At 60.9% G+C, this 19,605-nt stretch carries 12 protein-coding genes, 2 tRNA genes, 1 other RNA gene and 1 pseudogene; 12 read left to right on the top strand and 4 right to left on the bottom strand.

The window, feature by feature from the left end:
* Nucleotides 1–116: 116 nt before the first annotated feature.
* From ACL0K2_RS05425 to ACL0K2_RS05415, 3 genes are all read left to right on the top strand, one after another.
* A tRNA-Glu gene (locus ACL0K2_RS05425) sits at nucleotides 117–192 on the top strand.
* Nucleotides 193–209: 17 nt separating this feature from the next.
* Nucleotides 210–285, top strand: a tRNA-Gly gene (locus ACL0K2_RS05420).
* A gap of 499 nt (nucleotides 286–784) precedes the next feature.
* Nucleotides 785–1,714, top strand: coding sequence for a ZIP family metal transporter (locus ACL0K2_RS05415; protein WP_413044442.1), 930 nt, complete (start codon nucleotides 785–787; stop codon nucleotides 1,712–1,714).
* 115 nt (nucleotides 1,715–1,829) lie between these two features.
* Here the strand turns inward: ACL0K2_RS05415 and ACL0K2_RS05410 are convergent, their stop codons facing one another.
* A complete protein-coding gene (locus ACL0K2_RS05410) occupies nucleotides 1,830–2,816 on the bottom strand; it encodes an NAD(P)/FAD-dependent oxidoreductase (protein WP_413043965.1) in 987 nt (328 codons plus the stop codon).
* A 531-nt stretch (nucleotides 2,817–3,347) separates the two neighbouring features.
* On the opposite strand from ACL0K2_RS05410, the gene ffs reads away from it, so the two are divergent.
* From ffs to efp, 3 genes are all read left to right on the top strand, one after another.
* An RNA gene (gene ffs / locus ACL0K2_RS05405) (signal recognition particle sRNA small type) lies at nucleotides 3,348–3,444 on the top strand.
* 174 nt (nucleotides 3,445–3,618) lie between these two features.
* Complete coding sequence (gene earP / locus ACL0K2_RS05400) at nucleotides 3,619–4,758, top strand: elongation factor P maturation arginine rhamnosyltransferase EarP (protein ID WP_413043964.1); 1,140 nt, start codon at nucleotides 3,619–3,621, stop codon at nucleotides 4,756–4,758.
* Nucleotides 4,759–4,801: 43 nt separating this feature from the next.
* The gene (gene efp, locus ACL0K2_RS05395) at nucleotides 4,802–5,368 is read left to right on the top strand and encodes an elongation factor P (protein ID WP_021210189.1); all 567 of its coding nucleotides are present in this window, start codon (nucleotides 4,802–4,804) and stop codon (nucleotides 5,366–5,368) included.
* A gap of 1,136 nt (nucleotides 5,369–6,504) precedes the next feature.
* Here efp and ACL0K2_RS05390 read toward each other — a convergent pair.
* On the bottom strand, nucleotides 6,505–7,953 hold the full coding sequence (locus ACL0K2_RS05390; protein ID WP_045162687.1) for an SLC13 family permease: 1,449 nt from the start codon (nucleotides 7,951–7,953) through the stop codon (nucleotides 6,505–6,507).
* A 333-nt stretch (nucleotides 7,954–8,286) separates the two neighbouring features.
* Nucleotides 8,287–9,636, bottom strand: coding sequence for a class II 3-deoxy-7-phosphoheptulonate synthase (locus ACL0K2_RS05385; RefSeq protein ID WP_045162686.1), 1,350 nt, complete (start codon nucleotides 9,634–9,636; stop codon nucleotides 8,287–8,289).
* 117 nt (nucleotides 9,637–9,753) lie between these two features.
* On the opposite strand from ACL0K2_RS05385, the gene ACL0K2_RS05380 reads away from it, so the two are divergent.
* Nucleotides 9,754–10,503 (top strand): spermidine synthase, encoded by a 750-nt coding sequence (locus ACL0K2_RS05380; protein WP_045162685.1) that lies wholly within the window; start codon nucleotides 9,754–9,756, stop codon nucleotides 10,501–10,503.
* A gap of 875 nt (nucleotides 10,504–11,378) precedes the next feature.
* Nucleotides 11,379–13,081 (top strand): annotated as a pseudogene (locus ACL0K2_RS05375) (DEAD/DEAH box helicase).
* Nucleotides 13,082–13,777: 696 nt separating this feature from the next.
* Here the strand turns inward: ACL0K2_RS05375 and ACL0K2_RS05370 are convergent.
* A complete protein-coding gene (locus ACL0K2_RS05370) occupies nucleotides 13,778–14,218 on the bottom strand; it encodes an REP-associated tyrosine transposase (RefSeq protein WP_239611905.1) in 441 nt (146 codons plus the stop codon).
* Nucleotides 14,219–14,639: 421 nt separating this feature from the next.
* Here ACL0K2_RS05370 and ihfB point away from each other — a divergent pair, with 421 nt between their 5' ends.
* From ihfB to ACL0K2_RS05350, 4 genes are all read left to right on the top strand, one after another.
* Nucleotides 14,640–14,924 carry an integration host factor subunit beta gene (gene ihfB, locus ACL0K2_RS05365; RefSeq protein ID WP_045164450.1) on the top strand — a complete coding sequence of 95 codons (285 nt, stop codon included), beginning with the start codon at nucleotides 14,640–14,642 and terminating at the stop codon, nucleotides 14,922–14,924.
* A 120-nt stretch (nucleotides 14,925–15,044) separates the two neighbouring features.
* Nucleotides 15,045–16,352, top strand: coding sequence for a Wzz/FepE/Etk N-terminal domain-containing protein (locus tag ACL0K2_RS05360; protein WP_413043963.1), 1,308 nt, complete (start codon nucleotides 15,045–15,047; stop codon nucleotides 16,350–16,352).
* 318 nt (nucleotides 16,353–16,670) lie between these two features.
* Entirely contained in the window at nucleotides 16,671–17,954 is a 1,284-nt protein-coding gene (locus ACL0K2_RS05355) for a Wzz/FepE/Etk N-terminal domain-containing protein (RefSeq protein ID WP_413043962.1), read from the top strand.
* 129 nt (nucleotides 17,955–18,083) lie between these two features.
* On the top strand, nucleotides 18,084–19,598 hold the full coding sequence (locus tag ACL0K2_RS05350; protein ID WP_413043961.1) for an MBL fold metallo-hydrolase RNA specificity domain-containing protein: 1,515 nt from the start codon (nucleotides 18,084–18,086) through the stop codon (nucleotides 19,596–19,598).
* Nucleotides 19,599–19,605 lie beyond the last annotated feature (7 nt).

Genomic DNA, 19,605 nt, shown 5'->3' with positions numbered 1-19,605 from the left:
ATTTTCACATGACGCTTGACGACCCTACCAGGGGTCCATAGAATGCGCGCCACTTGCAGCGTGAAGCACATCGCAGACGCTGGAAGCCGGAATGAAAGCTGTAGTTTCCGGGCTGCGTCCCCTTCGTCTAGTGGCCTAGGACACCGCCCTTTCACGGCGGTAACAGGGGTTCGAGTCCCCTAGGGGACGCCATTTTTGTTGCAAATGATGCGGGAATAGCTCAGTTGGTAGAGCACGACCTTGCCAAGGTCGGGGTCGCGAGTTCGAGTCTCGTTTCCCGCTCCAAATTTGCTTCACGCCTTAAATAAAAGACGCTGAAGCGCGAAGAGAAAGCGACCTTAAGGTCGCTTTTTTCGTTTTCGCATTCTTATGCGGTTTGGCGTGCGCTGTTTTCAATCACGAACACGGCGATTGCTGCTTCCATTTACCGCTGGCTGACCGCATCGCTCCAAAATCCTGGGCCGCCGAGACGATATTTCCACCGGCCAAGTGTGCTTGGTAAAAATCCCCGCCAGCGTTCCTCCCGTGTCCTGCGCCTGATCGTCAGGGCCCCTCGATCAATTTAAGTTCCCGGTGTCGCGAGTGGATGGTCAGTGTGCGTTGGGATCGAGGCCATGCATCGGCCGGGCCCTGCATCCAAACTCAGCGAGTCGCTTATGGTCATATCCCGTAAGACGCTCGTCGCGCCTTTGGCATAGTGGTGTCCGTGGGTCGCTCGCAGCTTGACCGTCCGCGCATCTCACTTGCTGCATTGGCGACAAAGACATTATATGGGGCCTTCATCATGGCAAGCACTCAAAGCGCAGCAGCGACGCTACGCTCGGTATGGATCGCGCATGCGCAGGCAAACCCCGTTGTTACATTAGGCCTGGCAGGCACACTTCTGGTCGTACTGCTGTTGTCGATTGCGAGTGGCTATAACGCGCTTCAGAACGGCAACGAGAGCAACGTCCGCTACGCGTTGCTCGGCGGTACGGCGGGCTTCGTTGCCACGGCGTTGGGTGCGCTGATGGCCATCGTGCTGAACAATATTTCTACGCGCACCCAGGACAGCATGCTGGGCTTCGCTGCCGGCATGATGCTCGCCGCCAGTTCGTTCTCGCTGATTCTCCCTGGCATTGCCGCCGCCAGGGAACTGTTCGGAAGTGGGCCGGCCGCCGCATTGACCGTCGTGGCTGGCCTCGGGGTCGGCGTGTTGCTGATGCTCGGGTTGGACTATTTCACGCCGCATGAGCATGAAAGCGCGGGCGCCTTTGGTCCGAATCACCAGCGCATAAGCCGGGTCTGGCTGTTCGTGTTTGCGATCATTCTTCACAACGTTCCGGAGGGCATGGCGATCGGAGTGAGTTTCGCCAATGGCGATTTGGGTGTCGGTTTGCCGCTCACCACGGCGATTGCCATACAAGACATTCCTGAGGGGCTGGCCGTCGCGTTGGCTTTGCGGACCACCGGTCTCTCCCCAGGGCGCTCGATATTGGTCGCTGCAGCATCCGGCTTGATGGAGCCGCTCGGCTCGTTGGTGGGACTGGGAATATCCAGTGGTCTAGCCGTCGCGTATCCGATCAGTCTCGGATTGGCTGCTGGCGCGATGATTTTCGTGGTCTCGCACGAGGTAATTCCCGAAACTCACCGCAACGGTCATCAGACCCCGGCAACGGTCGGCTTGATGGGCGGCTTCGCGGTTATGATGTTTCTCGATACCGCGTTTGGCTAGGCGCTGTTCTTCGGTTCTGGATCGATGTGATGCTCGGCCTGGTTTGGGCTATTTCGCGGTGCGGTGTCGCCGGCGCCGCCTTTCAATCGACGGCCCGGGCTGGAGAGATGGTCGGCTATAACTGTTCAAGCAACCGTCGCGCGACTTCCTGGCCGCTGAGCCAGGCCCCTTCGACGCGGCCTGAGAGACACCAGTCGCCGCAGGCATACAACCCGAGGTGGGCATCCGCCAATGCGCCCCATTCATGAGACTGGCTCGGGCGTGCGTAGAGCCAGCGATGGGCAAGGGTGAATTCTGGAGCGGGCACCACGCAGTCGATCAGCTCGGCAAACGCGCCGTGCAAATGTTCAATCACCGATTCCCTGGCCATGTCGAGGTGTTGCCGGCTCCAGGCACTGCTGGCGTGCAGCACCCATAGGTCGAGCGGGTCGTCACGTCCGGGCCTGCTGTGATGACGGGCCAGCCAGTCAAGCGAGTCGTCCTGAACGAAGCAGGCCTCGAGGCTGGTTTCGAGCGGCTTGGCGAAGCCCAGGGCGACGGACCAGGTGGGTTCCATTGCAACACTGGCGGCGACGGCGGCCAGCTTCGGTGCCGAAGCCAGCAGCGTGCTGGCCTGGGGCGCAGGAATGGCGACGACCACCTGGCTGAACGGACCATGGCTGTTTCCGTCGGCGTCGACCAGTTTCCAGTATTCCTCGCCCCGAAAGACTTCCGTTATTCGACAGCTAAGCTTGACTGGCAGCTCGCCGAGCAGTCCGGCAGCAATCGCACTCATGCGGGGAACGCCCACCCAACGCAATTGCTCATCTGCCGAGGGCGACAGCTGCCCGCTGCGGGACTGATAGAGGTTGGGCGACCACTCGGCGACCCAGCCCTGGGTCTGCCACTGACGTACGGCCTCGGTGAAGCGCCGGTCGCGTGCGGTGAAATACTGAGTACCGAGATCCAGATGGCCGGCGTCGCTGCGCTTGCTGGCCATCCGTCCGCCCAGGCCGCGGCTCTTGTCGAACAGCTGTACGGGTTGTCCGGCCGCATGCAGGGCCTGCGCGGCGGAGAGCCCTGCAATGCCGGTGCCGACGATGGCAATGGGAGCTTTGCTCATGCTTACCTCTTTCGATAGCGCCGCCAGTCTCCGCTGCGCGACAACTGCGCTGGTTCGTTCGGTCCTGGTGCCGTTTCGAGAGCAAAACGGCAACGCTATTGCGTTCCCTATCCTCGAACAGACCGTTGTTTTTGCATAGGGGTTCGGGTCGATAGAAGACACATGACACCTATATTTTTATCCGGGCTGACGGGCGGTGACGAGGAGGGTGCTCCCCGGTCTGGCGGACGCAGCTTCATCGAGATGAAACTGCGTCAGGCTGAGCTGGGCAATACTTCACTTCGACCATGCGGTGGTGTGTATCGTCCTAATAAAACGGATGATTGGCTTTCGCCGTTCTTACGACGCAGCTTCGCGATGGCGAGCTGCACCTTTCGCTGTCGGTCGGGGTTGCCGATCCGCTGCGTTCTTTTAATACCTGGCGCGTCAATGCGTTAGCGCCTGCATGGCCCGCATGGATGGTTGTAAGTTGGGAATAAGCCGGTACAATGGCGCCGCTCGCCGCCAGGCGGGTTTTGTTATGGTGGGCCCTGCCGGTCCCCCCGCAACGATCAGCCGTGAACCCGGTCAGGCCCGGAAGGGAGCAGCCGCAGCGGTGACATTGTGTGCCGGGGTGTGGCTGGTAGGGTTCACCTCCATAACGTCTATCTATCCCCATCGTTTCATTGCCCTGGTGTCATCGGCTCCGGCGATCGCTTGTGTCTGCCGTTTGCGCCCGTTCGGCCACCAAGCCTGTATTCTGATCCCTCAGGACTGCACCTAAGCACGTGGTCCGGGCGTTTCTTGCAAAGGAGTAGTGGGTTTGTCGGTCAGAGCCAGCTGGGACATCTTCTGCGTTGTCGTCGACAACTATGGCGACATCGGCGTGACCTGGCGTCTGGCGCGGCAGTTGGTCGCCGAGCATGGTCAGCGGGTACGGCTCTGGGTTGACGATCTGAACACCTTCGCCCGGCTCTGTCCGGGTACCAGTGCCACGGTCAGTCAGCAATGGCATGACGGCGTCGACGTGCGGCACTGGTCAGCCGACTGGCCGGGTGCCGAGCCGGCTGACGTGGTGATCGAGGCCTTCGCCTGCCAGCTGCCCGCGGCCTATATCGAGGCGATGGCCCGCAGTGAGCGTCGTATTCTCTGGCTAAACCTGGAATACCTCAGCGCAGAAGATTGGGTGGTGGGTTGCCATGCGCTGCCGTCGATGCAGCCCGATGGCCTGCAAAAGTATTTTTTCTTTCCAGGTTTCGAGCAAGGCACCGGTGGCTTGATTCGCGAAGGCGATCTGCTGGCACGGCGGGAGGCGTTCCAGAAAAGTCCAACGCTGCGTGAAGCCTTTCTGCAGAATTTCGAGCTGGCCGTACAGCCTGGCGCGCGGTTGATATCGCTGTTCGCTTACGAAAACCAGGCCGTTGCGCAGTGGCTCGATGCGCTGGCTGTCGATACGCGTCCGACGCAGTTGCTGGTGCCGGAGGGGCGGGTTCTCGGTGATGTGGCGCGCTGGTTGGGGTTGGAACAGCTACAGGCTGGCGACCGCCATGCCCGGGGAGCGCTGCAGATCGCAGTGCTGCCGTTCATGACGCAAAACCAGTACGACATGCTTCTGTGGTGCTGTGACTTCAACGCCGTACGCGGCGAGGAGTCCTTCATTCGCGCGCAATGGGCGGGGCGCCCGCTGGTCTGGCATATCTACCCCCAGGAGGAAGATGCGCACTGGGACAAGCTCAACGCCTTTCTGGACCTATATATCCACGATCTTTCTCCGCAGGCTACGGCTGCATTGCGTGAGTTCTGGCGAGCCTGGAACGATGGCGTTGGTAGTGGCCTCGCTTGGGCCGGCCTGCTGGCGCACGAGACGGAGCTAAGGGCGCATGCGGATAGATGGACCCACAAGCAGGTAGCCAATGGCGATCTGGCCGGAAAGCTGGTGTTTTTTTACACAGATTGGCTATGATACGCGGCCTGTTTTTTGTCTCTAATTCCATTCGGATATTCGTATGAAAACCGCACAAGAGTTCCGTGCCGGCCAAGTGGCCGTTATCAACGGCGCACCCTGGGTCATCCAGAAAGCCGAGTTCAACAAGTCCGGTCGTAACAGTGCCGTCGTGAAGATGAAGCTGAAGAACCTGCTCAACGGTTCTGCTACTGAGACTGTGTACAAGGCAGATGACAAGCTGGAGCCGGTAATTCTCGAGCGCAAGGAAGTGACCTATTCCTACTTCGCCGACCCGCTCTACGTTTTCATGGACGAAGAGTTCAATCAGTACGAAATCGAAAAAGACGATCTCGAAGGCGTGATGACCTTCATCGAAGACGGCATGACGGACGTCTGCGAAGCCGTTTTCTACAACGACAAGGTGATCTCGGTTGAACTGCCGACCACCATCGTTCGTGAAATCGTCTACACCGAGCCGTCCGTACGCGGCGACACCTCCGGCAAGGTCATGAAGACCGCCCGCCTGAAGAACGGTGCCGAGCTGCAAGTTTCCGCCTTCTGCGAAATCGGTGACTCGATCGAGATCGACACCCGTACCGGCGAGTACAAGTCCCGTATCAAGGCCTGATACAGCCTACGCGGACAAGCCCGGCCTGACGCCGGGCGACTCGATGACAAACCCCGCCTTGTGCGGGGTTTTGTTTTTCTGGGATCTGGTAATTGCCGCGGGGCGCGCCTCAGGCGAAAAGCACTGCGGATGCGCTTTGGCTTTTCTTGTGGCCCGCCCTCGGGGAGAAGCTTTTGCTTTTGAGCCGGCCGCAAGCTCGCGTTCGCCGCGGGTCGCGGCTCCCACAAAAGGTGGCTCGGTGCGCGCCGTGGCTTTCTGTAGGAGCCCCGCCCTCGGGGCGAAGCTTTTGCTTTTGAGCCGGCCGTGGCCCGCATTCGCCGCGGGTCGCGGCTCCCACAAAAGGTGGCTCGGTGCGCTCTGTGGCCGTCTTGTAGGAGCCCCGCCCTCGGGGCGAAGCTTTTGCTTTTGAGCCGGCCGCAAGCTCGCGTTCGCCGCGGGTCGCGGCTCCCACAAAAGGTGGCTCGGTGCGCTCTGTGGCCGTCTTGTAGGAGCCCCGCCCTCGGGGCGAAGCTTTTGCTTTTGAGCCGGCCGTGGCCCGCTTTCGCCGCGGGTCGCGGCTCCCACAAAATGCGGCTCGGTGCGCGCTGTGGCTTTCTGTAGGAGCCCCGCCCTCGGGGCGAAGCTTTTGCTTTTGAGCGGCCGTGGCCCGCTTTCGCCGCGGGCTTTCTGTAGGAGCCCCGCCCTCGGGGCGAAGCTTTTGCTTTTGAGCCGGCCGTGGCCCGCATTCGCCGCGGGTCGCGGCTCCCACAAAATGCGGCTCGGTGCGCGCTGTGGCTTTCTGTAGGAGCCCCGCCCTCGGGGCGAAGCTTTTGCTTTTGAGCGGCCGTGGCCCGCTTTCGCCGCGGGCTTTCTGTAGGAGCCCCGCCCTCGGGGCGAAGCTTTTGCTTTTGAGCCGGCCGTGGCCCGCGTCCGCCGCGGGTCGCGGCTCCTATAAAAGGGGGCTCGGTGCGCACCGTGGCCGTCTTGTAGGAGCCCCACCCTCGGGGCGAAGCTTTTGCTTTTGAGCCGGCCGCAAGCTCGCTTTCGCCGCGGGTCGCGGCTTCCACAAAATGCGGCTCGGTGCGCGCTGTGGCTTTCTGTAGGAGCCCCGCCCTCGGGGCGAAGCTTTTTGCTTTCGAGCGGGCCGCAAGCTCGCTTCAGCCGCCCCAGATCCAGCCCACCAGCAGGTAGCAGAGCAGGGTGACCAGTACGACACCGAACAGGTTCAGGGCAAAACCGGCTTTGATCATGGCCTGGATTGGCAGCTGACCGGTGCCGAACACTATCGCGTTGGGTGGTGTCGCCACTGGCATCATGAAGGCGCAGCTGGCGGCGACAGCGGCCGGTATCGCGAGCATCTCTGGCGACATGCCCTGCGCGACCGCCAACGCACCCAGCAAGGGCAGAAAGGCGGCTGCCGTTGCGGTGTTGGAGGTGATCTCCGTGAGAAAAATGATCACCAGCGCGACGACGCCGATCATCAGAACCAGCGGCAACGCCTCGAAGGCACCCAGGCTTTCGGCGATCCATTCGGCCAGGCCCGATGCGCCGATCACGCCGGCCAGCGACAGACCGCCGCCGAACAGCAGCAGCACGCCCCAAGGCGCCTTGTTCGCCTGCTCCCAGTCCATCAGAAAGACTCGTTCGCGAAGGTTAACCGGAATCAGGAACAGCGCCAGGGCAGCGGCGATGGCGATGCTGGTATCGTTGACACCCTCTACGTAGTCAGCAAGGAACGGCTGCAGTATCCAGGCGGTGGCCGCCAGCGTGAACACAACAGCGACCAGTTTCTCGGCGCGGGACATGGGGCCCAGCGCCGCCATTTCCTGTTCCAGCAGGCCGCGGCTGTCGCCACCAGCAAGCTTGAAACCTCCGCGTGTCAGCCACCACCAGATGAAAATCAGCATGCCCACGCTCAGCGGAAGCCCCAGCAACATCCACTGGCCAAAACCGATCTGCACGTCATAGTTCTCGCGCATGAAGGCGGCCAGCAATGCGTTGGGTGGCGTGCCAATCAGTGTCGCGATACCGCCCACGCTGGCGGCATAGGCAATGCCGAGAAGCAGCGCAATGGCGAAACGCCCCCCTTCTTTTTCATCGCTGCCGGCCACCAGCAGGCCGATGACCGACAGGCCGATGGGCAGCATCATGATGCTCGTTGCGGTGTTACTGACCCACATGCTGATAAAAGCAGTGGCGATCATGAATCCGGCAATCTGGCGGCTGGGCTGGTTGCCCACGGCTAGCAGCGTCGCCAGAGCGATTCGCCGATGCAGGTTCCAGCGCTGCATGGCCAGCCCGAGCACGAAGCCGCCGAAGAACAGGAAGATCGTCGGGTTGGCGTAGGGCGCGGTGGCCTTGGCCAGTGTATCGATCCCCAGCAGCGGGATCAGCAGGATTGGCAGCAGCGACGTTGCCGGGATTGGGATCGCCTCGGTAGACCACCAGATCGCCATCAGACCGGCCAGGCCCACCGTCAGCCAGGCTTCGTTCGACAGCCCGCCTGGGGGCTCGGTGAGCAGGCAGGCAAGCAACAGCAAAGGGCCGAGCGCCAGCCCGATCCACGCGGCCAGGGCGGCGCCTTTGCTTTGGGAAGATTCGGTCATGGCAGGCAATTCCTCTACGACACCCGGCGATGAATGTTCGAGCCGCGCCCGTGACGCGCTCGGCTTCTATTACGCGGACCAGAGCCCGTGTCGTTGGTTCGGCGTGATGCGCAACGGGAATCTAGACCGGCAATGGCAGAGGCGGCTGCGTGAGGTTGGGCTTCAACCGCCATTATCGCCAAACCTGGCATTCGGCAGCTTGAAGCCTCGCCCATCTGAGAAGCCCCTAGGCAGGGCCATGGTTCCTGGCGATCCATGCAGTTCGATGGCATGCGGTTTTGCCCCGGCTCGTCAAGCATGCCTGGAACTTCGCATTCGGCTAGCTAGTAGCCATCAGCTCGGGCGCACCTGCTTCAGCGTCTCGGCGATCAGAAACGCCATTTCCAGCGACTGGTCGGCGTTGAGGCGTGGGTCGCAGTGCGTGTGGTAGCGGTCGGATAGGCCATCCTCGGTGATCGGGCGCGAACCCCCGATGCACTCGGTGACGTTCTGCCCGGTCATTTCGATGTGAATGCCGCCCGGATAGCTGCCTTCGGCACGGTGCACTTCGAAAAACTGTCGCACCTCGGCCAACACCCGTGCGAAATCTCGCGTCTTGTAGCCGCTGGAGGCCTTCATGGTGTTGCCGTGCATTGGATCGCAGCTCCACAGCACCTGGCGGCCTTCGCCCTGCACGGTCTGGATCAGGCGTGGCAGCCCGTCCTGGACCTTGTCCGCGCCCATCCGCACGATAAGGTTCAAGCGGCCCGGGTCGTTCTCCGGGTTGAGGATGTCGATCAGGCGGATCAGCTCCTCGCTGTCCATGCTCGGTCCGACCTTCACGCCGATCGGGTTACCCACGCCACGCAGGAATTCCACGTGGGCGCCGTCCAGCTGCCGTGTACGGTCGCCGATCCAGAGCATATGTGCCGAGCAGTCGTACCAACCCCCGCTGAGGCTATCCTGGCGTACGAACGCTTGTTCGTAATTCAACAGCAGCGCCTCATGAGCGGTGAAGAAACTGGTCTCGCGCAGCTGCGGTGCGTTGTCCATGCCGCAGGCACGCATGAACTTCAATGCCTGATCGATCCGTGCGCCCAACTGGTGGTACTTCTCGGCCATCTGAGAATTGGCGATGAAATCCAAGTTCCATTGATGCACTTGGTGCAGGTCGGCAAAACCGCCCTGGGCGAAGGCGCGCAGCAGGTTCAGGCTGGACGTGGACTGGTGATAGGCCTGCAGCAGGCGCTCCGGGTCCGGCACGCGGCTTTTCTCATCGAAGCCGATGCCGTTGACGATATCGCCGCGGTAAGCGGGCAGGGTGACGCCATCGATGGTCTCGCTGCCGGAGGAGCGCGGTTTGGCGAACTGACCGGCCATGCGGCCCACCTTGATCACGGGACAGCTCGCCGCGAAGGTCATCACCACCGCCATCTGCAACAGCACCTTGAAGGTGTCGCGGATCTTCGGCGCGGAGAACTCGGCGAAACTTTCAGCGCAGTCGCCGCCCTGCAGCAGGAAGGCGCGGCCCTGGGTGACCTCTGAGAACTGGCGGCGCAGCTCCCGCGCCTCACCGGCGAACACCAATGGCGGCAGGCTCGCCAACGTATCCTCTACGCGCTGCAGGTGCGCGGCGTCCGGGTATTCGGGCTGTTGCTGGATGGGTTTGGTTCTCCAGCTGGTGGGGCTCCAGGCGTGGCTCATGCAAATGGTGTCCGTCGGCGAAAAAGTACGCAGATTTTACCTGATGCACTGCCCCGGCGCTGATAGGCCTTGCCAATCGGGCTGTTAACATGTGCCGACCGGTTTGGAGTGAGCGCAATGGACAAGCAGGAAGTGTTGCTGGCCGAAGTGAAAGACGCGTTCGGCCTGATCCGTGTGCTGGAGGTAGGGGAGTACCGGTTTCTCGAGTTCGGCGCGGCGGTCGAGCAGAGCTGTGTCTTCACGCGCGACCCCAGCTGGCTGGAGTACGACTATACGCGTGCCATGCTGATGGGCGGCCTGTTGCACGAGTCACCGGAAACCGCCCTGTTTCTCGGGCTGGGCGCCGGCACTCTGACGCAAGCGTGCCTTGAATTCCTGCCCTTGGAGGACGTCGAGGCCATCGAGCTGCGTCCGGATGTCCCGGAGCTGGCAATGCGTTACCTGGGCTTGCAGAACGATTCACGACTCTACATCCGCATTGGCGATGCGGTGGAACTGCTCGAGTCGGCCGAGACCGCCGACCTCATCTTCGTTGACCTCTATACGGATGTGGGCCCGGCGGCAGCGCATCTGGCGTGGCGCTTTCTCGAGCGCTGTCAGCAGAAGCTGAATCCGGACGGCTGGCTGATCATCAACCAGTGGGGCACCGACGAAGACAAACCGCTCGGCGCAGCGCTGCTGCGCGGGCTGTTTCATCGCCATTACTGGGAATGCCCGGTGAAGGAGGGCAATGTCGTGCTCTTCGTGCCCGCGGACCTCGAACAAAACCTTGATGTCGCCGCCTTGCGCGAACGCGCTGCTGCCCTGGCGCCGCGCCTGGGTTACACGCTGGACTCACTGATAGACGCGCTACGCCCAGCGAGCTGAGCATAAGACGATTGCGGGGCTTTCGTACCGTAGCTGCGTACCGATCTGCTGGAAAGCCCATCACCCGGCGCAATAGCTTCGCCCCGGGGGCACCGCTTTTGTAGGAGCCGCGCCCTCGCGGCGAACTGGCGCTCGCTCAGTGCCAGAAAGCTTCGCCCCGGGGCGGGGCTCCTACAGATGGGGGAGGCCGTGCATCGCTTTTGTAGGAGCCGCGCCCTCGCGGCGAACTGGAGCTCGATCGATGCCAGAAAGCTTCGCCCCGAGGGCGGGGCCCCTACAGATTGGGGGAGGCCGTGCATCGCTCTTGTAGGAGCCGCGCCCTCGCGGCGAATCGGCGCTTGCTCAGTGCCAGAAAGCTTCGCCCCGGGGGCGGGGTTCCTACAGATGGGGGAGGCCGTGCATCGCTTTTGTAGGAGCCGCGCCCTCGCGGCGAATTGGCGCTCGCTCAGTGCCAGAAAGCTTCGCCCCGGGGGCGGGGCTCCTACAGATGGGGGAGGCCGTGCATCGCTTTTGTAGGAGCCGCGCCCTCGCGGCGAATTGGCGCTCGCTCAGTGCCAAAAAGCTTCGCCACGGGGCCGGGGCTCCCACGAAAACAAGAGTTCCCTGCCATAGCCCGCACGGACCCGCTTCCCCCGGCCTTGAACTTAACCTCGAAGACAAATTACACGCACAGCTTCACAGAATTCCGGTATAGTACGCGCCGGCTGAAACTCAGCCTGCGTTAGGTACTGCAACACACGAAGCGCTGCTTCGGCTGCTGTCCGCTTCTCGCGGCTGTCCTTGACGATTCATCATTCATTACGTTTTCGCAAACCCCGCCGACCAGGCTGCCAGGGTGACCTTCGGGTTTTGCATGGCATGCGCAGCTTCGGAACATGGGTCTTTGCGGAGCATCAGGAAAAGACCCATGACCCAGGAAATCGGCGGCTTTGCCGCACTCGGTATTCATCCCTCCGTACTCGCTGCTGTCATCGCAGTGGGCTACGAAGAGCCTTCGGCGATCCAGAGCCAGGCTATTCCGGTAATCCTCGGCGGCCACGATATGATCGGCCAGGCCCAGACCGGTACCGGCAAGACCGCTGCATTCGCGTTGCCCATCCTCTCCAAGATCGACCCGGCCAAGCGTGAGCCGCAGGCGCTGATCCTCGCGCCGACTCGCGAACTGGCCCTGCAGGTCGCCACCGCGTTCGAAACCTATTCCAAGCAGATGCCAGGCGTTGGCGTCGTGGCCGTTTACGGTGGCGCTCCGATGGGCCCGCAGCTCAAGGCCATCCGCCAGGGCGCGCAGATTATCGTTGCCACCCCGGGCCGTCTGGTTGACCACCTGAGCCGCAACAGCACACTGCTCTCGACTATCCAGTTCCTGGTGCTCGACGAAGCCGATGAAATGCTCAAGCTGGGCTTCATGGACGACCTTGAAGTGATCTTCGAAGCCATGCCGGAAAGCCGCCAGAGCGTGCTGTTCTCCGCAACTTTGCCGCATTCCATTCGTGCCATCGCCGAAAAGCATCTGCGCGAGCCGCAGCACATCAAGGTGGCCACCAAAACGCAGACCGTTGCTCGCATTGAGCAGGCGCACCTGATGGTCCATGCCGACCAGAAGATTCCCGCCGTGCTGCGTTTGTTGGAAGTCGAAGATTTCGACGCCCTGATCGCGTTCGTGCGGACCAAGCAGGCGACCCTGGATCTGGCCGCCGCGCTGGAAGCCAAGGGCTACAAGGCCGCCGCACTGAACGGTGATATCGCACAGAACCAGCGCGAGCGCGTCATCGAATCGCTCAAGGATGGTCGCCTGGACATCGTCGTCGCCACCGACGTCGCCGCTCGCGGCCTCGACGTGGCGCGCATCACCCACGTGTTCAACGTGGACATGCCCTACGATCCCGAGTCCTACGTGCACCGTATCGGCCGTACCGGTCGTGCCGGCCGGGAAGGCCGCGCGCTGCTGTTGGTTACCCCGCGTGAGCGCCGCATGCTGCAAGTCATCGAGCGCGTGACCAACCAGAAGGTCGCCGAGGCGCGTCTGCCGAACGCTCAGCAAGTGCTGGACGCCCGCATCAAGAAACTCACCAACAGCCTCGCGCCGCTGGTAGCGGATGCCGAAGCCAGCCATGGCGAACTGCTCGACAAACTCGTGGCCGATATCGGCTGCAGCCCCCGCGCCCTGGCCGCTGCGCTGCTGCGCAAAGCCACCAACGGCCAGGCGCTGACCCTGGCTGAAGTCGAAAAAGAGCAGCCGCTGGTGCCGACCAGCAGCCCACGTGAGCGCTCTGAGCGTTCCGATCGACCAGAGCGCAGCGGTGATCGCGAACGTCGCGCACCGATTCCTCTGGCCGAAGGCCGCGCCCGCTGCCGCACTCCGCTGGGAGCACGCGATGGCATCGCCGCGCGCAACCTTCTCGGCGCCATCCTCAACGAAGGCGGTCTCGCCCGCGAAGCCATCGGTCGCATTCAGGTACGTGACAGCTTCAGCCTGGTCGAACTGCCGGAAGAGGGCCTCGAGCGCCTGCTCGGTAAACTCAAGGACACCCGTGTCGGCGGCAAGCAGCTCAAGCTGCGTCGCTATCGCGAGGACTGATCGTCTTTGCTTTGAATCTGAACGGGTGAGCTTATGCTCACCCTTTTTTGTTTCCCAAAGCGCTAATCGCCCCGAGGTCGGGGCTCCCACAGAGCCAACCTGCACCCTGTAGGAGCTGCGACCTGCGGCGAACGCAGACCGAAGGTCTGCCCAACAATCCCAGGCCACCCTTGGCAAGCCGTAACCCGACCACGCTTTTGTAGGAGCCGCGCCCTCGCGGCGAATGCAGACCGCAGGTCTGCCCAACAACCCCAGCCCACCTTTGGCAAGCCCGATCCCACCGCGCTTCTGTGGGAGCCGCGCCCTCGCGGCGAATGCAGACCGCAGGTCTGCCCAACAATCCCAGCCCACCCTTCGCAAGCCCGATCCCACCACGATTCTGTAGGAGCCGCGACCCGCGGCGAATGCAGACCGCAGGTCTGCCCAACAATCCCACCCTTCGCAAAGCCCGATCCCACCACGCTTCAGTGGGAGCCGCGACCCGCGGCGAATGCAGACCGCAGGTCTGCCCAGCAATCCCACCCTTCGCAAAGCCCGATCCCACCACGCTTCTGTAGGCGCCGCGCCCCCGCGGCGAATGCAGACCGAAGGTCTGCCCAACAATCCCACCCTTCGCAAAGCCCGATCCCACCACGCTTCAGCGGGAGCCGCGACCCCGCGGCGAATGCAGGCCAAAGGTCTGCGAACAACCTCAACCTACAACCAAGCCGCATCCCAGTGCGGATAGTCACCGATATGATCTACCAGCCCGGCCCTCAGCGGGTTCGCAACGATGTATCGCGCTACCGACCTCAGATCATCCTCACTACGTAGCGCTCGGTCATGAAACCCGGCCTGCCAGACTGACTGCCCGATATGCCTGGCTGAGATCGATTTGACTCGCCCAACCAGCTGAGGCAGCGTGCCTTGTCCTAGCTGGACCAGCCAGTGAAGATGATCAGGCATCACGACAAAGGCCCATGTCTTGCTCGTACCTCTTGCTTCATCGGATCGCATGGTGCGAATCAGCGCTCGTGCCGCGGCCATGTCGCGAAAAACAGGCTGTCGATGCTGAGCGACAGTCGTGACCAGATAGATCTGACCCTGGACAGACCAGCGGCCTTTGCGAAGGCGACTCGATGCCGAATAAGCGTCCATGCTTTTCTCATCCTTTGCTCGTTTCCTGCAGCATAACGTCTATATGTATTGACGTTAGCGATCCGTTCCCCACCATCGGACATCGGTCGATCGTGAAACGCTTCGCCCCGAGGTCGGGGCTCCCACAGAGCCAACCTGCACCCTGTAGGAGCCGCGCCCCCGCCGCGAATGCAGACCGCAGGTCTGCCCAACAATCCCAGCCCACCCTTCGCAAGCCCGATCCCACCACGCTTTTGTAGGAGCCGCGCCCCCGCGGCGAATGCAGACCGCAGGTCTGCCCAACAACCCCGCAAATCTCCACCTCAAGCCCCGGCCCTTCCAAAAACCTGACCTGGACGTCCAGGCTGTTCAAACTCTGAACAACATGCTACAAACGACCGCAACCCAAATGATCTAGCCGCTTGAAAACGAAGGGAAAACCATGACCAAGTCGGAGTTGATCGAGCGTATCGTCACCCAACAAGGGCTGCTTTCGTCCAAGGATGTGGAGCTGGCAATCAAAACCATGCTTGAGCAAATGGCCCAGGCTCTGGCGACCGGAGATCGTATCGAAATCCGTGGCTTCGGCAGTTTTTCGCTCCACTACCGCGCCCCGCGCGTCGGCCGCAATCCCAAGACCGGCCAGTCCGTTCCGCTCGACGGCAAGTTCGTTCCGCATTTCAAGCCGGGCAAGGAGCTACGAGATCGGGTTAACGAAGAGGAGTAACCGCTGCCCTGAGCGCATTCTCATATCCGAGATGCCGGCGTATCAAAAACTGTCATAAATCATCAGTTCTACTGAACTTGCATCGGTCTCTATGGACTAATTCCGGTTCGCGTATCGGCAATGAAGCGCATCCATAACAAGGAATTGGGGAAGACCGTGCAGCACCAAACCTCCACACCCGAAGAAATAGATCTAGTTGAGCTGTTCCGCGCGCTTTGGCGGCAGAAACTTCTGATCATTGGTGTGACGTTGATCGTTACGCTTATCGCAGCAGGCTATGCATTTCTTGCTACGCCCTATTATGAAACTCGCACCTACTTGCGGCCCGTCCCGCACAGTAGCCTTGACCAGCTCAACGAAACTGGCATCTATAAGCTTACCCCCGAGGAAGCGATCAACCGGGTGGCGAGCGGGCTTTCGTCGTATGACAACCGGCTGGAGTTCTTCCTCAGTCATCAGGAGCTGTTTCAGAACATCCCCCAACAGGGTGATTCGCCGGAGCAGACCTTCGCCGAATTCAATGAAAAAGCATTCGAAATGCTCTTCCCCGATCCGAAGCGCACCGACAACCGCAGTGCGTTCGTTGGTCTGAAACTCACCTACCCGAAAGGAATGGAAGGGGCTTCCGTCGTAAACGACTTTGTCGCCTATGTGCTGGAACTCGAGCGTCGCGAAATAGCGGATGACCTGGACAGCCTGATCGGCAACCGTCTGGCCAGCCTCGAAACGAACATGGAGGCGCAGCGCGCGAACTACAACGCCTCCAAGGAAGCCAAGATCGCGACACTGCTTGAAGAAAGTGCGCTCAAACGTGCTGAACTCCAGGACGAACTTGCTGCGTTGCGCGAAGAGTTGAAAACGCGCCGAACCAACCGCATTCAGGAACTCACCGAGGCTATATCGATTGCCGAGTCGCTGGGTATTCGTACTCCAACGACGCCGTCCGCCATGACTGAGGCGCCTCGTAGCGGTACACAGGTCATTCGTACCGAAGTGACCAATCAGGAAATGCCGTTGTATTTCATGGGCACCGAAGCGCTGACGGCTGAAAGGGATGCGCTGGCCAATCGTAAATCCGACGATTTTATCGAGCCTCGTATCGCTGAGATTCAATCCGAGCTGACGATGCTGGAGAACAATCGCGAAGTGGAAATCCTGAAAGAGCGGGAGAGCGAGGATCTCTATCTCACTAATTTGGCCGAGCTACGCGAAGAGGCCGCTCGCCTCAAGGGTATCAAGCTCGATACAGAGCGATTGAAGCTGGTCCGACTGGACCAGCCCGCGCTGCAATCGACCAAGCCAGTAAAGCCAAAGAAAATGATGATCGTCGCGTTAGGGCTCGTGCTAGGTGGAATGCTCGGCGTGTTTATCGCCTTGATACGAAGCCTCGTAGCTCGTAGCACCGATCCGCAGCCCATCTATAGATAAACCGAAGCCCACCGCGGGCTGCCTTCATACAGGGGGCGCCCCGGGTGACAGCGAGGCTGTGCCGCTCAAACGCAAAATTTTCTCCCCGATGCGCGCCTCCCACAAACTCAAAGTGATTAACTCCTCCTCCCATCCATAGTCCCGTTTGTCGGGGTGTGGCGTTTGGCAGCACCTCCATGCAACCGTCTCGCTTGTTTTTTGTGAACTAGATGGCAAAATAGCGGCCCGCAAAATGTAACGGAACTTAACTATCGTTCTGCGGTCGCTGCCCTCTGCGCTGCACCTGCGGCGCTTCACACTGACGAAACGGAATTCAACGTGAACGCTGTGACTACTCCACAAGCTCTAACCCCGGTTGCCTCTGACGAAATCGATCTGGTTCAGCTCGTCAGCGCGCTATGGAAGCAGAAAACGCTAATCATCACCGTTACTGCCCTGGTTGGCGCGCTCGGACTTGCCTATGCCTTGCTCGCGACGCGCTATTACACGGTGCAAAGCATCTTGCGACCGGCCGCCATCAAAGACCTCGATGAACTCAATCACCTGGGCATCTATAAGCTGTCGCCCAAGCAAGCTTTGGCGCAGGTGGGAACAGCGCTGGATTCCTACGAAAACCGCCTGAGCTTCTTTCGTGACAACGAACAGCTTTTCGCCGAGCTGGCCCAACCCGGTCGCAGTCTCGAGCAAACCTTTGAAACCTTCAACGACGAAGCCTTCAAGCTTCTGCAGCCCGACGCCAAAAAAGCCGAAGGCACGACAACACCCTTCGTCGGCATCCAGCTGACCTATCCGGAAGGTATCGACGGCGTCAAAGTCGTCAACGAGTTCGTACAGTACTCGTTCAATCGAGTGCGCGAGCAAATCGCAGCCGACCTCGACACCCTCATCGGCAACCGGCTGAACCAGCTCGAAGCCAACATGGCCGCCGCTCGCGCCAATTACGAAGCCAGCAAAGAAGTCAAGATCGCCAAGCTCAGCGAGGCGGACGAGCTCAAGCGCGCCCAGCTGAACGATGAGCTTTCAGCGCTGCGCCAGCAATTGAAGACTCGCCGCGATAACCGCATCAATCAGCTTAACGAAGCAATCCGTATCGCTAAGTCGCTGAGTATTACCAAACCCACTACGCCTTCGTCGCTGGGTGCCGCCGAGATCACCAGTCAAGGCAGTGTCATTCGTACCGAGGTCAACAACCAGCAGATCCCGCTCTACTTCATGGGTAGCGATGCGCTGGAGGCCGAGCGCAAGGCGCTACTGGCACGCCGCTCCGATGATTTCACCGAGCCGCGCATCGCCCAGATCGCCCGTGAACTCAAATTGCTCGAGCACAACCGTCAGATCGAGACATTGAATAGCCGGGAAAACGAAGACCTTTACCTCAAAGGCCTCGCAGGTTGGCGTGAAGAGGCCGCACGCCTGCGTGCCCTGCATATCGATACCGATACACTCAAACTGGTCTCTTTGGATCAAAGTGCTGTAGCACCGACTCGGCCGATCAAGCCCAAGAAGGCGCTGATCGTCGCGCTGGCGCTGGTGCTCGGCGGCATGCTCGGGCTCTTCATCGCACTGGTGCGCAACCTGCGCCAACCCAAAACCAAGCTGTGACCGCCCATCCATTGGCTGGCTGCTCACAGCCAGCGGGACCCCAACTCGGATAGAATCTTCGCCTTATTGTTCATGCGGACCCGTGGCTAGACGGTCACGGGTGTTTTACGTTTTGTTAAGGGAATAACTGTGCACTATCCGACCATCGAACATCACGGCGCCAAGGATGGCGTGACCGGCTCCTGCCATCAGCTACGTATGGACGCGTCGGTCAGCGTGCTGGTCGATTGCGGGCTGTTCCAGGGCAACGATGCTTCACTTCCCGAAGGGCCTGGGGCGGACCGACTGGCCATCGAGTTTCCGCTCGATACGATCAAGGCATTGATCGCCACCCATGTGCACATCGATCATGTCGGCCGCATCCCGTATCTACTCGCCGCAGGCTTTGAAGGGCCCATTCTGTGCAGCGAACCTTCGGCGAAGCTTCTGCCCATCGTTCTTGAAGATGCCTTCAAGCTCGGCATCAGCCGAGACCAGACGCAGATCGAGCGCTACATTGCGCAGATCGAGAAGCGCATCATTGCCTTGCCTTACCAGAACTGGTTCACACTGTTCGATAGCGAAGAACTGATCGCGCGCGTTCGCTTGCAGCGGGCCGGCCATATCCTCGGTTCCGCCTATGTTGAAATCGACCTGAACTACCCGCAGCAAAACCAAAGCAAGCGTGTTGTGTTTTCCGGCGACCTGGGCGCACCGCATGCGCCGTTCCTGGCACCACCGCAGGCACCGGAGCGCGCCGATATCTTAGTGCTGGAAAGCACCTATGGCGACCGCCTCCACGAAGACCGCCAAAGCCGCCGTCAACGACTCGAAGCCGTCATCGAACAGGCGTTGCAGGACCAAGGCACCGTACTGATACCCGCGTTCAGCATCGGCCGCACCCAGGAACTGCTCTATGAGCTGGAAGAAATTATCCAGAGCAAGCAAAGCCTCGTTGCAGACCAGCCCGCTCTTCCCTCTGGGAAGAGGGCCGGGGTGCGGGGAGAAACAACCCACACCGAACCCAACTGGCCGGAACTGCCGATCATCCTCGATTCACCCCTGGCGAGCCGCTTCACCGACGCCTATCGGACGCTGAAGCCATACTGGAACCAGGAGGCACGCGAGCGTGTCCAATCCGGGCGTCGCCCGCTGGCGTTCGAACAGTTGATTACAATAGACAGCCACGGTGACCATCTGCGCATCGTCAAACATCTGGCCCAGACTGCACGCCCAGCCATCGTCATTGCCGGTGGCGGCATGTGCAGCGGCGGTCGCGTCGTCAATTACCTCAAGGCCCTGTTGGGCGATAAAAGGCATAACGTCCTGTTCGTCGGCTACCAGGCCAAAGGCACTCCCGGCCACGCCATCCAGACCTACGGCCCCAAGGGCGGCTACGTCGATCTTGACGGCGAGCGCATCAGTATCCGCGCCGGCATCACTAGCATCGGAGGCTATTCGGCCCATGCGGACCAGAAGGGATTGGTAGAATTCGTGACCGGCATGCAGGAGTGGCCGACAGAGATTCGGGTGGTGCATGGGGAGGAGGGGGCGAAGAAGGTGCTGATTTCTCTTCTGCGGGAGTGGTACAGGCGCAACAAGTTATCCGTCGATATTATTGATCGGTGGGACGGTGGAGAAAAGCGAGCAGGACGTTTCGGATGATATATAA

Source organism: Pseudomonas sp. YJ42, assembly GCF_047225135.1.
Classification (GTDB): Bacteria; Pseudomonadota; Gammaproteobacteria; order Pseudomonadales; family Pseudomonadaceae; genus Stutzerimonas; species Stutzerimonas stutzeri_E.
The sequence above is the reverse complement of the archived record's forward strand: the minus strand, read 5'-3'. Positions and strand labels throughout refer to the sequence as shown.